Source organism: Pantoea sp. DY-15 (assembly GCF_019795935.1).
Lineage (GTDB): Bacteria > Pseudomonadota > Gammaproteobacteria > Enterobacterales > Enterobacteriaceae > Pantoea > Pantoea leporis.
Genome location: NZ_JAIMIF010000008.1, coordinates 150,132 through 163,747, shown reverse-complemented (window position 1 = coordinate 163,747; position 13,616 = coordinate 150,132). Strand labels below are relative to the sequence as shown.

Sequence of the window (13,616 nt, the reverse complement as noted above, 5' to 3'; positions counted from 1 at the left end):
TCATCACTTCTAATAATCAGGGTTTCTGGCAATCGTTAATTGCTGCCAGCACCATATCATGTGCCACACCGCCACGCACTTCAGAGCGGCCAATAGCGAGAGGCAGCACCAGACGCAGCTCGCCCGCCAGCACTTTCTTATCGCGCATCATGTGTGGCAAATAATCTTCCGCCGCCATGCTCGCCGGGCCATGTACAGGCAAACCAGCACGCAGCAGCAGCGCGATAATGCGATCGGTTTCAACCGAGGTGAACTGCCCTAAACGTTCAGCGGTACGTGCGGCCATCACCATGCCAGCCGACACCGCTTCGCCGTGCAGCCAGTTGCCGTAACCCATGTGCGCTTCAATCGCATGACCAAAAGTATGGCCCAGATTGAGCAGTGCACGTACGCCGGTTTCGCGCTCATCAGCTGCAACCACTTCAGCTTTAAGCTCGCAGCAGCGACGGATGCAATAAGCCAGGGCTTTTTCATCCAGCGCCAGCAGAGCATCAAGGTTTTGCTCTAGCCACTGGAAGAATTCGCCATCAAGGATAATGCCGTATTTGATCACTTCCGCCAGACCGGACGCTAATTCGCGCGGTGGCAGAGTGGCCAGACAATGAGTATCCACCACGACAGACGCGGGCTGATAAAACGCCCCAATCATGTTTTTGCCGAGTGGATGGTTTACCGCAGTTTTTCCACCGACGGAGGAGTCAACCTGAGACAACAACGTGGTCGGCACCTGAATAAAGCGCACGCCACGCTGATAGCTGGCTGCAGCAAAGCCGGTCAAGTCACCAATCACGCCACCACCGAGTGCAATCAACGTGGTATCACGACCGTGCGGCTTTTTCAGCAGCGCGGTGAATACCTCGTCCATGACCGCCAGCGTTTTGTACTGCTCACCATCAGGCAAAATTACCTGATCTACCTTAATGCCGGCATTGCTGAGCAGCGCTGACAGGGGTTCAAGATAGATCGGCGCCAGGGTCTGGTTTGTCACCAGCATGGCATTGTCGCCTGCTTTGAGCGGCCAAAAAGAAGCCGGATCGTTAAACAGTCCGGCAGCGATGGTGATGGGGTAACTGCGATCCCCGAGTGAGACAGTGATCTTCTCCATGATGACCGATACCTATTGCTGAGCCCTCAGGGCGCTGGATTAGTTCTTTTCCAGCATGTTGATGATCTGATTGGCCACCACTTTTGCACTCTGATCGTCAGTGCGAATAGTGACATCAGCGATCTCTTCATAAAGCGGGTTACGTTCACCAGCTAGCGCTTCCAGTACTTCGCGCGGCGGTGATTCAACCTGCAACAGCGGACGCTTTTTATCACGCTGGGTTCGAGCAAGTTGCTTTTCGATGGTGGTTTCAAGGTATACGACCACACCGCGGGCGGAGAGACGATTACGGGTCTCGCGGGATTTGACTGAGCCGCCACCGGTCGCGAGGACAATGCCTTGCTTCTCGGTCAGCTCATTAATGATCTTTTCTTCACGATCGCGGAAGCCTTCTTCGCCTTCCACATCAAATACCCAGCCTACATCCGCTCCGGTGCGTCGCTCAATTTCCTGATCGGAATCGAAAAATTCCATATTGAGTTGCTGAGCCAACTGACGACCAATAGTGCTTTTGCCGGCACCCATCGGCCCAACCAGAAAGATATTGCGTTTCTCTGCCATTTTATCGGTATTACTAAGAATTCGTTGATGATACCCCGCGTTCAGCATAGCTGGCGGGACAGGAACTGAGACCTCATGAGCGTTAACAAGAGTCAGACGGAAAATTATCTCAACACTCATGGCCGTTTGGCAACCGAATAAATTGCCCCCGGCGACCTCTTAACAGGACCGGTCTGTGGTTCGCGAGACGGTAACGCACCTCCGCTGATCCGCTATATTTCGTGCTACAGGCACGCTGGCCGGGGTCATCCACTGTCATCGCTTACCGATGTAAGCACAGTGCATTCACTCATTTAACGTCTTACTGGAGCTCGAATTATTTTGGAGATATTTCTTTTGACGTCAGTATCGCTTGTGACCAACGTCATTCGGAAGGTTATTCTGCCGCGTTCCGTTACACCGTTTTGAAAATCGCTAAACCTTGTAAGCTAATTCCAGCCCTGCGTCAACGCAGTTGGCCTCACAGAGCGAATTTTCCGCTTTATCCGGCAGTAAGCGCTGCTTCCCTGACCAGTCTGGGAGTAATAAAGATCACCAGCTCCTTTTTCTTCTGCTCATCAGTTTGCTGACGGAACAAATTCCCCAGTAACGGCATATCGCCCAGCCAGGGCACGCGTTTTTCGCTCTGTGTGCGCTGCTGCTGGAAAATGCCGCCCAGCGCTAAGGTTTCGCCATCGCGCAGCGTCACCTGAGTCTCGATCTCCTGCTTGTCGATACTCAGCACCTGATTGTCGCCAATGTTAAGGCTGCGTCCCGGCAAGTTCTGGCTCAGCCGCAGTTTGAGCTGGATGCGCCCATTTCCCAGCACCACCGGCGTCACTTCCATGCCCAGAACAGCTTCCTTAAATTCAATGGCGGTGGCACCGCTGTTGCCCGATTTCACCTCATAAGGGATTTCCGTGCCCTGCTTGATGCTGGCGGTTTGCTGATGCGAGGTAAACAAGCGCGGACTGGCGATGATTTCGATTTGGTTCTCCTGCTCCAGCGCACTCAGTTCCAGGTTGAGCAGTTCGCCGCTGACCTGGCCCAGCGTCACGCCCGCGCGAAACGCCGGGTTACTCACCGCAAGAGGAATCTCGAGCAGCGGGTTGCGCAACGCCTGCGTTACCACTTCTGCCGGTGACGTGCCCCAGTTAACACCTAACTCGCGCAGATGCTCTTCATTGATGGTGACGATATGTGCCGCGAGCTCAACCTGCTCGAGCGGCAAATCCAGCGCTTTTAACCAGCGCTCGGTGTCACGCAATGCCTCAGCCGTATCGCGTAGCAGCAAACTGTTGGTGCGGCTATCGACCGTGACGCTACCGCGCGGTGTCATCAACGAACGTTCGGCTTGCAGGCTGCGGTAAATATCGCTGGCGCTGGCGTAATGCAGCGTCACGGTTTGTTGTTCCAGCGGCGTTTGCTGCTTCTTCTCCTCACGTTCCACCTTTTCCTGTTGCGCCTGCTGCTGCTGCCAGCTTTCCGGATAGACCAGCAAAACGCCCTCTTCCTGCACCACGGTGAGTTTTGCCAGCTGCGTCACCAGCGCGAGCGCGCGATCCCAGCCGACATTGTCTAAGCGCAGCGATAGCCGACCCTCAACGCCCGGCGCAATCAGCAGGTTGGTCTGCTGATAATCTGCCAGCGCCTGCAAAATGCGTTCAACCGGCGCATCATCAAACGTCAGGCTCAACCGATCGTCATTGGCGCGTAGCGGCATGCCCAGACACAGCAGCATCAGTAACGTCATCCATTTCATAAAAACCTCCTTTCATTACCCATGAGATTTGCTGTGGCGTGCAGCTCTGTTCTGCACTCAACACCAGCATGCGCGACGTAAGCTGCACGACTTGCCAGGGCGGCAGGGGGAAAGGCGCTTGATCATCCAGCCGATGACTTTTGCCTTGAGGTGACACCAGCCACGCCACGTAGTGCGGCGCCGTGCCAATAACACCCTGCAAGCGCCAGCCTTCTGGCGCAGCAACCTGCGCCTGGCACAGCGTTGCTGCCAGCGGCTGGAAAGGATCGCGCGCCAGCACCAGCGAGCTAAAGAGCAACAACAGCAAGGCGCTACTCCGCATCGTCACTCTCCAGCCACAGTTGCGTGTTCAATACGCCCTGCTCGGCTTGCAGTTGAAAGCGTTGTGGCACCGGTAATCGGGTGCTGGCTAGTTCGCTAAACAGCGGCAGAAATTGCGGCCAGGCGAGCCTTAACTGCAGCTGCTTCGGCTGGCTATCCGGATGCCAGGCTTCCAGCTGACTGCCGCGCGCCGCCACAATTCGCTCCAGCGTTTGCTGAGTGCCGGCATCCTTAGTCGGCTGCTGAAGCAGGCTAATCTCGCTCTGCAAGGCTTCAATCGCAGGAAGTGAAGCCAGCTGTTGCAGCCGCTGTTGCTGCTGTTGACGCATCTTTTCCAGCTGCCGCGCTTGCACTTCACGCATCTGCTGCTGCGGACGAAGCAGCACGATCCACGTCAGCGCAAACAGCCCCAGCGATAACATCAGCAGCCACAGCATGCGCAGCGGTAGCGTTAGCATCAGCCAGCGCTGCAGGAGTTCATTCATCTGCGACCTCCTGCACGCGCGCATGCAAAGCAAAACGATAGTCGCCGCCCGCTTCACGCTTCACACCGCCCTGCTTTACGCTGCTGAACAGCGGCTGAGTCATGAGCTGATGACGAAAATCACTGACCGCCGCCATGCTCTGCGCCTGCCCTTCCAGTACCAGTTGCCCTTGCCGACGTTCGAGGCGATTCAGCCACAAGGTGTCAGGCATCAACTCCGGCAGTTGCTGCCAAAAATGCTGCCAGCGCTGATGCTGATCTTGCCGTTGCCGCCGTTCCTGCCGCGCCTGAAGAAGTGATTCACGCAGCTTCAACAGCGATTGCTGCTGCTCCAGCTGTTGCTGCAGTGCGCTGAGCAGAGAGGTGATATCCATCAGCGCGTCCGTCTGTTGTTGCCGTGCAATGACGCCCAACCACCACACTAATGAGAGGAGCAGCAAGGTGCAGGCCAGCGTAAGCGATAGCAGCGAGAGGCTCTGCTGGCGCCGCCGCTGCGATTGCTGGATGCGCCAGGGAAGCAGATTGACCGCCAGCATCAGACATCCTCCGGGCGCAGCGCCAGCCCAAGCGCGATGGCAAAAATACCTTCCTGCGCAGGCAACGGCGGTTGTAGATAGTGCAGCAGCGAAAACGGCTTGCAGCGTTTAACCTGCTCCTCAGGCAAAACCTGGCTTGAGGTGCAGAACACGCTTTCCATCTGCGGGAAGGTTTCGCGCAGCTGCGCGAGGGTGAGAGGTTCAGTGGCCGCGCCTGAAGTGGTGCTTTCCCCCGCCAGCGTCCATAGCCAATGATCGCTAAGCGGATGAATCAATAAGTGGTTGTGACGTAACGGCAGGCGCATGGCGATCTGCGTCAGCGCCAGGCTACTCAGCTCAAACACGTCCGGTCGCAGACCTGCCTGCTTGAGCGGCGTCAGCCATTGCGCAATCACCTCGCGCCGTGCCGCGGTGACGTACAGCGGTGCATCCTTGGCCGGTGAGCGATAATCCAGCGACAGCGAAGCGGGCTCGACAGGAAACAGACGCTGCGCGGAAGCCGCCACATAGCGCCCCAGCGCGGGTTCACGCAGCGAGGTTTCCGGCAGCGGTAAAGTGCGTTGCAATACCAACTGCGGCGGCAGGCCAACGCGCAGTGAATAGCGCTTCGGCAGATGGCGCTGCCAGCGCCCTAACATATCCAGTAACGCAGGCGTGGTTTGCAGCACGCCATTTCTTAACGTATCTTGCGGCAGCGTTTGTTGCCACCAGTGTCGCAACTGCCAACCATGACGTCGGCGTTCGATGCCAAGGGCACACAGTTGTCCGTTTTGGATATCCAGTCCAATTTGCCAGCGCTGAAAAGCCATACGCGCGATCTCCTTATCATTAAAAGGTCAGAGTGCTGATACCCCGGCAACTTCAAGCCTGACAGGTATATGAATGCGTCAGGCTTGTCTTTATACTACCGCGCGGTTGCTTATAAACTGCTCAAACGACAACAGATGGGAATTCTCAGGTGAAGTTCGTAAAGTATTTATTGATCCTTGCAGTGTGTTGCATTTTGCTGGGAGCCGGCACGGTTTATGGTTTGTACAAATACATAGAGCCGCAGCTGCCTGATGTGAACACATTGAAAGATGTGCGCCTGCAAACGCCTATGCAGGTTTACAGCGCGGATGGCGATCTGATCGCCCAGTACGGCGAGAAGCGCCGTGTCCCGCTGACCCTACAACAGATGCCGCCTGAGTTAATCAAAGCGTTTATTGCCACCGAAGATAGCCGTTTCTACGAGCATCACGGTGTCGATCCGGTGGGGATTTTCCGTGCAGCCAGCATTGCGCTGATGTCCGGCCACGCCTCGCAGGGCGCCAGTACCATTACTCAACAGCTGGCGCGTAACTTCTTCCTCAGCCCGGAACGCACCTTGATGCGTAAGATTAAGGAAGCGTTCCTCGCGATCCGTATCGAACAGCTGCTGAGCAAAGATGAAATCCTTGAGCTCTATCTCAACAAGATTTATCTCGGCTATCGCGCGTACGGCGTGGGCGCGGCGGCGCAGGTCTACTTTGGTAAACCTATTGATCAACTGTCGCTGAGTGAAATGGCGATGATTGCCGGGTTGCCAAAAGCACCTTCGACGTTCAACCCGCTCTATTCTCATACGCGTGCGCTGGCGCGTCGTAATGTGGTGCTGGCGCGTATGCTGGATCAAAACTACATCACGCAGCAGCAATATAACGAAGCGCGTAACTCGCCGCTGACGGCCAGCTATCACGGCCCGGAAATCGCCTTCTCTGCACCTTACTTAAGTGAAATGGTGCGTCAGGAGATGGTGAAGCGTTATGGCGATAAAGCCTATGAAGATGGTTACAAGGTTTACACCACCGTCACCCGCCATCTGCAGGAAGCCGCGCAGCAGGCGGTGCGTAACAATGTGATGGCGTATGACATGCGCCACGGCTATCGCGGTCCGACCAATGTGCTGTGGAAAGTGGGCGAAGCGAGCTGGGATCAAACCCGCATCCAGAATGCGCTGAAAAATCTGCCAACTTACGGACCGCTGAATGCAGCGGTGATCACCAGCGCCAGCGCCGATCACGCCACGGCGATGCTGAAAGATGGCAGCAGCGTCACGCTGAATATGGCCGGCGTACGCTGGGCGCGCGCTTACAAATCTGACACGCTGCAAGGCCCAACGCCGCGCAGCGTGACGCAGGTGCTGCAAACCGGCCAGCAGATTTGGGTGCGTAAAGTGAATGACGACTGGTGGCTCGGCCAGGTTCCGGCGGTGAACTCGGCGCTGGTGTCACTCAATCCAGAAGATGGTGCGGTTCGCGCGCTGGTCGGCGGTTTCGACTTCAACCAGAGCATGTTCAACCGCGCAACCCAGGCGCTGCGTCAGGTGGGTTCCAACATCAAACCCTTCCTGTATACCGCAGCGATGGATCGCGGTTTAACGCTGGCATCGATTCTCAATGACGTGCCGATTTCGCGCTGGGATGCCGGTGCGGGTGCTGACTGGCGTCCGAAGAACTCACCGCCAACGTATGCAGGTCCAATCCGTTTGCGTCAGGGCTTAGGCGAGTCGAAAAACGTGGTGATGGTACGTGCGATGCGTGCGATGGGCGTTGATTACGCGGCGGAATATCTGCAGCGTTTCGGCTTCCCGGCGCAGAACATCGTGCATACCGAATCGTTAGCGTTAGGCGCGGCGTCCTTTACCCCAATGCAGGTAGTACGCGGCTACGCGGTGATGGCGAACGGCGGCTTCCTGGTTGATCCGTACTTCATCGCGAAGATTGAGAATGAACAAGGCGGCGTGATCTTCGAAGAGAAACCGAAGATTGCCTGTCCGCAGTGCAACCTGCCGGTGATCTATGGCGATACCAAAAAGTCGGTCGCGTTGAATGAAGAGAGCGTCGAGAATGTCGCGACCTCCGATCAATCGCAGAACCAAACCGTGCCGCAACCGGAGCTGGAGCAAGTGCCTGCACAGCCGGGTGGCGAGCAACAGTATGCTCCGCATGTGATCAACACGCCGCTGTCATTCCTGATCAAGAGCGCGCTGAACACCAACATCTTCGGCGAGCCGGGCTGGATGGGAACGGGCTGGCGTGCCGGTCGTGACCTGAAGCGTAACGATATCGGCGGCAAAACCGGTACCACCAACAGCTCGAAAGATGCGTGGTTCTCTGGTTATGGTCCGGGCGTGGTGACGTCGGTGTGGATTGGTTTCGATGATTCGCGCGCGTTGGGTCGCTCCACCATGTCAGGCGCGATACCGGATCAAATCTCCGGTTACGAAGGCGGCGCGAAGAGTGCACAGCCAGCGTGGGATGACTATATGAAATCCGCGCTGGAAGGCGTGCCGGTACAGCCGCTAACACCGCCAGATGGCGTGGTTACCGTTAACATCGATCGCGGCACCGGCAAGTTGGCTAACGGCGGTAACTCGCGTCAGGAGTACTTCATCAACGGCACCCAGCCGACTGAGTATTCGGTGCATGATGTCGGCACCACCCTCATGGACAACGGCGAAAGCCACGAACTGTTCTGATCAAAAAAGCCGGCAAATGCGCCGGCTTTCTTTTTTTAATGATGATGCAATTTAGTAGCTTAAACGGCCCTGCTTCACCAGCCACTCACGCACCATAAACAGCGCGCTGACGTTACGCGCTTCGCGGAAGTCGGGTTCATCCAGCAGCGCCAGCAGATTATTTAGCGGCCAGCGATGGACAATTAGCGGCTCCGGCTCATCACCTTCCAGCTTCTCTTCGTACAAACCTTCCGCCACCACGATGTTCATCTTGCTGGAGAAATATGAGGGCGCCATGGTCAGCTTGCCCAGCGCTTCCAGTTTGGTGGCACCAAATCCCGCTTCTTCTTTCAGTTCACGATCGGCGGCTTCAAAGGCGCTTTCGCCAGGATCGATTAGCCCTTTAGGAAAGCCCAGTTCATAGCTTTCCAGACCGACGGCATACTCCTGAATCAGGATCACGTCATCGCCAATAATCGGCACAATCATCACCGCTTCACGGTCGGAAGGTTTCATGCGCTCATAAACGCGGCGCGCGCCATTACTGAAAGCGAGATCGACCGCTTCGATGGTGAACAGGCGGGAGCGGGCCACCGCTGCCACATTGAGGATGTCAGGTTTTTTCATTGGGGTTTTCATATCAGCCTCAAACTTAGCACAACCCTGTGAAACGTGATGACGCCAGCATACCGAAGCCAGAACTATTGTGCGACACGCAGCGTAAGTAAACTATGGTGACATACATTCACTTATGGCTGCTAACAACTTCTTGTTATCTATGCAGTTAAAAATTCACAATAAGTCAACGGTGTGGGGTTAAATTCAGAAAATACCGATATTTAGTTGAGTCATGTCTGGTTAACATCCCGTTAAGGAATGATCTAACAAACTATAATTAAATGATTTTGCGCGTTATTTTATCTGACTTTTCCCTTGTCAGAATGACATCTGCTCGCCAAAATTGACTTGTATTGATGGATTCACCGGGAGTAATTCGTTAACGTGAAGGCAGTTTTTTGGCTGGATTGAGCAAAGCATGAGCACTTATATTGTCATTCTGGCTGTCATGCTCGCCTGTTCCTTATTAGCAGGTATCGGCTATTGGTTCGCTATGCGGCATCGTCCGCCGTTGGCGAAACCACTGCCGTTTATCAGTCCGCCTAATCGTAAACTCACCGACGATGAACGCGCTGCCGTTGAAAAGTACATCGCGCTACTGGTGAAACAGCAGCAACACAGCAGCGCGCGATCCGCAAAGAAGCCGCGCGAACCTCAAGCGCTGACGCTCACCGCGCAAAGCAACAATGTTTATCCTGTCACCCGCTCCATCACCCGCTATGGCCTCTCCACCGACGATCCGCAGAAGTGGCGCTACTATCTCGATGAAGTCGAAGTGCATCTTCCGCCGCTTTGGGAACAGTACATAGCCGAAGAGAACCACGTAGAGCTGATCCGCACGCAAACGCTGCCGCTGGTGATTTCGCTTAACGGACATTCGCTGGTGAATTACGCGGTGGAACAACCGGCGCTGCCGCCACTGGTGCGTCCGATGTCCACCAACGCGTCGATTCGTAAAGAAGAGAGCGAGAATGTTGAGCTGCTGCAGGTACGCAAAGAGACCTCAGAAGAGTATCAGCTGTCTCGCGCCGACGGCACGCGTGAAGCGGTCGCCATCTGTTTCGCTTTCCTGCTGTTCTTCCTGAGTCTGGTGCTGCCCGGCAGCCTGATGGGCTGGATTGCGCTGCTCGGCTGCCTGATGATCGCCGTTAGCCTGTGGTTCCTCTATCGCTTCCCTGGCGCCAAAGGTTTGCGCGATGTGCACTGCCTGCGCGGTGCGCCCAAGCGCTGGGGTCTGTTTGGTGAATCCAATCAGGAGCAGAGCAACATCTCGCTGGGCATTATTGATTTAATCTATCCCGCGCACTGGCAGCCGTATGTGGCGCACGATTTAGGCCAAACTACCGACGTCGATATGTACCTCAATCGTCAGGTAGTGCGTCAGGGTCGCTTCCTGTCGCTGCAGGACGAAGTGCGTAACTTCCCGGTGCAGCGCTGGCGTAAAAATCTGGTGCTGGCGTGCGGCTCGCTGCTGGTGCTGGTCATGCTATTCACCTGGATTCCTCTCAGCATGCCGATCAAACTCAGCCTTGCATGGGTGAAAGGCACCGAGAGCATTGAAGTGAATAGCGTGGATAAGCTGAATGCGCTGCCGCTGCACATCGGCGACATTTTGAAAGTGGGCGGCACCGGCATGTGTTCGGTACCGGGCAATTATCAAAGCAATCGCAGCTACGCCTACATGCCGTTCGACTGCTCGGCGATTTACTGGAATAACGCCGCGCCGCTGCCACAGCCGCAATCGGAGATCATCGATAAAGCCTCGGCGCTGCTCGATACCACCACGCGCCAGCTGCATCCGGAAACCAATACCGATCCCAAACTCAACCCGCAGCTCGCCTCGGCGATTCAGAAATCGGGCATGATTCTGCTGGATGACTTCTCGGATTTGGTGCTGAAAACCCAGGATCTGTGCAGCCAGCAGCAGGATTGCGTACGCCTGAAAAATGCGCTGGTGAATCTCGGCAACGCCAAAGATTGGGATTCACTGATTCACCGTGCGGATTCTGGCAAGCTGAATGGCATGAACGTCCTGCTGCGTCCGGTGAGTGCCGAAGCGCTGGAAAATCTGGTGAACACCGCCACCTCCAGCTTCTTCGCGCGTGAAACGCGTCGTGCGGCTGAAAACCTCAATAGTCCACCGCCGGGCGGCTTCCTGATTGTCAGTGATGAAGGTCGTCAGATGGTGATGCAGCCGCAGCCGTCGGTACCGCTGTTCGATCTTGATGCGCCTTCGCAATGGCGCGAACTGCAACGCATGTCCGGCATGCTGCTGCATACGCCATTCGCCGCCAGCGGCATCATCACCAGTATTACCACCGATGCCAACGGCACACGCCATATCGCGCTGCATAACGAGCCGGATGCCATGGCGCAATGGCGCTATTTGGGTACGACGCTGTTGATGCTGGTGCTGATTGCCAGCGCGCTGATCAACGGCTTGCTGGCGCTGCGTCGTATTCATCGCAATCGCCTGCGCATGGCGGAAATTCAGCAGTATTACGATAAGTGCTTCAACCACAATCTGAACACTATGCAGAGCGTGCGCTCACTGTTCTGAGCCCTCTCCTTCTGTGCTACCCTGTCGCCCACTTTTTTGCGGCGAGAAAGACAATGCAGGTTACGCTTAACTGGTCAGAGATTGATACCGTGCTGCTGGATATGGACGGCACCTTGCTCGATCTCGCCTTTGATCGCCACTTCTGGCTGGAACACGTTCCGGAAACCCTGAGCCGCGAACGCGCCATCACGCTGTGCGAAGCGCATCTGCTGATTGAGCAGAAATACCAGGCCGTGGTGCATACGCTAAACTGGTATTGTCTCGATTACTGGTCGCAGGAACTGGCGCTGGATATTCGCGCCATGACGTGGGAGAAGCGCCACCGCGCGGCAATGCGTGAAGATACGCTGCCACTATTGCAGGCGCTGCGTGCCGCAGGTAAGCGCACGATTCTGTTGACCAATGCGCATCCTTACAATCTGGATGTGAAACTGGAGCAGACCGGATTAGCTGCCCACCTTGATTTATTACTTTCCACCCATACCTTTGGATATCCGAAAGAGGATCCGCGTCTCTGGCAAGCCGTTCAGCAACACACTGCGTTTGACAGCGCGCGCACGCTATTCATTGATGACAGCGAAGCGATTCTGGATGCAGCAACACGCTGGGGCATCCGCTGGTGCTTAGGCGTCAGCAATCCGGATTCCGGTCGGCCCGATCAATCTTTCCAGCGTCATCCGGCGGTACGCGATTATCGCCAATTGTGTGAGACGCTGCGTTAAAGCAGGAGCCGCAATACCATGAAAGAGAAAGTGAGCGAAGGCGTGCGCCTCGACAAATGGCTGTGGGCCGCACGCTTCTACAAAACGCGTGCGCTGGCACGCGAAATGGTCGAAGGCGGCAAAGTGCATTACAACGGTCAGCGCAGCAAGCCGAGCAAACTGGTGGAGCTCAATGCCGAACTGACGCTGCGTCAGGGCAACGACGAGCGCACCGTGGTGATCACCGCCGTGACCGATCAGCGTCGTCCGGCCAGCGAAGCTCAGGCGCTGTATGCCGAAACCGCCGCCAGCATCGACAAGCGCGAGAAAACCGCGCTGGCACGCAAGATGAATGCCTTAACCATGCCGCACCCCGATCGCCGCCCGGATAAGAAAGAGCGCCGCGATCTGATGAAATTTAAATTGTCGGGTGATAAATAACGCGCCCCCAACGAGAGAAACACTATGTCTGCAAACGATCAACTGCACCGTTACCTGTTCGAAAACGTCGCCGTGCGCGGCGAGCTGGTCAATGTGAGCGAAACCTGGCGTGAAATCGTCGAAAATCACCACTACGTTGAGCCGGTAAAAACCTTGCTGGGCGAGCTGCTGGTAGCCACCAGCCTGCTAACGGCAACGCTGAAGTTTGACGGTGATATCACGGTGCAGTTACAGGGCGACGGTCCGCTGACGCTGGCGGTGATCAACGGTAACAACCGTCAGGAGTTGCGTGGCGTGGCGCGCGTGCAAGAAGACGCGGAGATCGCACCCGGCAGCAGCCTGAAAGAGATGGTCGGCAACGGCTATCTGGTGATCACCATTTCGCCAGAGAAAGGCGAGCGCTATCAGGGCGTGGTTGGCCTGGAAGCGGATACGCTGGCGGGTTGTCTGGAAGATTACTTCATGCGTTCTGAGCAGTTGCCAACGCGCCTGTTTATCCGCACCAGCGACAAAGGCGCAGCCGGCATTCTGCTGCAGGTGCTGCCAGCGCAAGAGCCGAGCCTGGATGATTTCAATCACCTCGCCACGCTGACCGAAACCGTGAAGAGCGAAGAGCTGATTGAGCTGCCCGCCACCGACGTGCTGTGGCGCCTGTATCATCAGGAAGAAGCCACCGTGTTCGATCCGTCGCCAGTCAGCTTTAAGTGCACCTGTTCACGCGAGCGCTGCGGTGAAGTGCTGAGCACGCTGCCGGTTGAGGAAGTGGACGAAATCCTCGCAGAGGATGGCGAAATCGATATGAATTGCGACTATTGCGGATCGCATTACGTGTTTGATGCGGTGGATATTGCCGCCATTCGTAACGCGCCAACCAACAACAGCGATCACGTGCATTAATTACCTGCCGGGCGGTTCATCCGCCCGCATTCCTGCTGAACGTATCCCTATCATTTATCACGGTTATTAGCTAAATAACGCTGACTTTAGTTTCATAAGTGGCAGATTTCTCTACTTGTCACGTTCCAGCTCGCATTTCTGACTATCTTCTCTTTTCCGCTGTGCTCAGAAGA

The 13,616-nt window shown here is 55.9% G+C and carries 13 protein-coding genes; 5 read left to right on the top strand and 8 right to left on the bottom strand.

Features of this window, described 5'->3' with window-relative positions; all coding sequences use genetic code 11:
• Positions 1–16: 16 nt before the first annotated feature.
• The 7 genes from aroB to pilM all read right to left on the bottom strand — a co-directional run bounded on the left by aroB (position 17) and on the right by pilM (position 5,557).
• Positions 17–1,105: a 3-dehydroquinate synthase gene (gene aroB / locus K5Y32_RS23470; protein WP_101762667.1), complete on the bottom strand. Its 1,089-nt coding sequence runs from the start codon at positions 1,103–1,105 to the stop codon at positions 17–19.
• 39 nt (positions 1,106–1,144) lie between these two features.
• Positions 1,145–1,666: a shikimate kinase AroK gene (aroK, locus tag K5Y32_RS23465; protein WP_008107887.1), complete on the bottom strand. Its 522-nt coding sequence runs from the start codon at positions 1,664–1,666 to the stop codon at positions 1,145–1,147.
• A 481-nt stretch (positions 1,667–2,147) separates the two neighbouring features.
• Positions 2,148–3,407, bottom strand: a complete 1,260-nt coding sequence (hofQ, locus tag K5Y32_RS23460; protein ID WP_222186033.1) for a DNA uptake porin HofQ — start codon at positions 3,405–3,407, stop codon at positions 2,148–2,150.
• Positions 3,349–3,729 (bottom strand): HofP DNA utilization family protein, encoded by a 381-nt coding sequence (locus K5Y32_RS23455; protein ID WP_222186032.1) that lies wholly within the window; start codon positions 3,727–3,729, stop codon positions 3,349–3,351. The genes hofQ and K5Y32_RS23455 overlap by 59 nt, the downstream gene beginning before the upstream one ends.
• Positions 3,719–4,213: a hypothetical protein gene (locus tag K5Y32_RS23450; protein WP_222186031.1), complete on the bottom strand. Its 495-nt coding sequence runs from the start codon at positions 4,211–4,213 to the stop codon at positions 3,719–3,721. Before K5Y32_RS23450 ends, K5Y32_RS23455 begins: the two co-directional genes overlap by 11 nt.
• Positions 4,206–4,748, bottom strand: coding sequence for a PilN domain-containing protein (locus tag K5Y32_RS23445; protein WP_222186030.1), 543 nt, complete (start codon positions 4,746–4,748; stop codon positions 4,206–4,208). The genes K5Y32_RS23450 and K5Y32_RS23445 overlap by 8 nt, the downstream gene beginning before the upstream one ends.
• Entirely contained in the window at positions 4,748–5,557 is an 810-nt protein-coding gene (gene pilM / locus K5Y32_RS23440; RefSeq protein ID WP_222186029.1) for a pilus assembly protein PilM, read from the bottom strand. The genes K5Y32_RS23445 and pilM overlap by 1 nt, the downstream gene beginning before the upstream one ends.
• Before the next feature lie 149 nt (positions 5,558–5,706).
• Between pilM and mrcA the strand changes: the two genes are divergently transcribed.
• Entirely contained in the window at positions 5,707–8,247 is a 2,541-nt protein-coding gene (mrcA, locus tag K5Y32_RS23435; RefSeq protein ID WP_110867624.1) for a peptidoglycan glycosyltransferase/peptidoglycan DD-transpeptidase MrcA, read from the top strand.
• A 51-nt stretch (positions 8,248–8,298) separates the two neighbouring features.
• On the opposite strand, the gene nudE is transcribed toward mrcA, so the two are convergent.
• The gene (nudE, locus tag K5Y32_RS23430) at positions 8,299–8,865 is read right to left on the bottom strand and encodes an ADP compounds hydrolase NudE (protein ID WP_101762674.1); all 567 of its coding nucleotides are present in this window, start codon (positions 8,863–8,865) and stop codon (positions 8,299–8,301) included.
• A gap of 397 nt (positions 8,866–9,262) precedes the next feature.
• On the opposite strand from nudE, the gene K5Y32_RS23425 reads away from it, so the two are divergent.
• From K5Y32_RS23425 to hslO, 4 genes are read left to right on the top strand one after another with little or no spacing between them, the layout of a single operon-like run.
• Positions 9,263–11,404, top strand: coding sequence for an intracellular growth attenuator family protein (locus tag K5Y32_RS23425; protein ID WP_222186028.1), 2,142 nt, complete (start codon positions 9,263–9,265; stop codon positions 11,402–11,404).
• 53 nt (positions 11,405–11,457) lie between these two features.
• A complete protein-coding gene (gene yrfG, locus K5Y32_RS23420; protein WP_222186027.1) occupies positions 11,458–12,126 on the top strand; it encodes a GMP/IMP nucleotidase in 669 nt (222 codons plus the stop codon).
• Positions 12,127–12,144: 18 nt separating this feature from the next.
• A complete protein-coding gene (hslR, locus tag K5Y32_RS23415) occupies positions 12,145–12,546 on the top strand; it encodes a ribosome-associated heat shock protein Hsp15 (RefSeq protein WP_101762677.1) in 402 nt (133 codons plus the stop codon).
• A 24-nt stretch (positions 12,547–12,570) separates the two neighbouring features.
• Positions 12,571–13,443 (top strand): Hsp33 family molecular chaperone HslO, encoded by an 873-nt coding sequence (gene hslO, locus K5Y32_RS23410; protein ID WP_192414824.1) that lies wholly within the window; start codon positions 12,571–12,573, stop codon positions 13,441–13,443.
• The last annotated feature ends 173 nt before the right edge of the window (positions 13,444–13,616 follow it).

Coding starts and splice junctions, on each gene's coding strand:
- aroB (WP_101762667.1), bottom strand. CDS start 1,105: ATGGAGAAGATCACTGTCTCACTCGGGGATCGCAGTTACCCCATCACC.
- aroK (WP_008107887.1), bottom strand. CDS start 1,666: ATGGCAGAGAAACGCAATATCTTTCTGGTTGGGCCGATGGGTGCCGGC.
- hofQ (WP_222186033.1), bottom strand. CDS start 3,407: ATGAAATGGATGACGTTACTGATGCTGCTGTGTCTGGGCATGCCGCTA.
- K5Y32_RS23455 (WP_222186032.1), bottom strand. CDS start 3,729: ATGCGGAGTAGCGCCTTGCTGTTGTTGCTCTTTAGCTCGCTGGTGCTG.
- K5Y32_RS23450 (WP_222186031.1), bottom strand. CDS start 4,213: ATGAATGAACTCCTGCAGCGCTGGCTGATGCTAACGCTACCGCTGCGC.
- K5Y32_RS23445 (WP_222186030.1), bottom strand. CDS start 4,748: ATGCTGGCGGTCAATCTGCTTCCCTGGCGCATCCAGCAATCGCAGCGG.
- pilM (WP_222186029.1), bottom strand. CDS start 5,557: ATGGCTTTTCAGCGCTGGCAAATTGGACTGGATATCCAAAACGGACAA.
- nudE (WP_101762674.1), bottom strand. CDS start 8,865: ATGAAAACCCCAATGAAAAAACCTGACATCCTCAATGTGGCAGCGGTG.
- K5Y32_RS23425 (WP_222186028.1), top strand. CDS start 9,263: ATGAGCACTTATATTGTCATTCTGGCTGTCATGCTCGCCTGTTCCTTA.
- yrfG (WP_222186027.1), top strand. CDS start 11,458: ATGCAGGTTACGCTTAACTGGTCAGAGATTGATACCGTGCTGCTGGAT.
- hslR (WP_101762677.1), top strand. CDS start 12,145: ATGAAAGAGAAAGTGAGCGAAGGCGTGCGCCTCGACAAATGGCTGTGG.
- hslO (WP_192414824.1), top strand. CDS start 12,571: ATGTCTGCAAACGATCAACTGCACCGTTACCTGTTCGAAAACGTCGCC.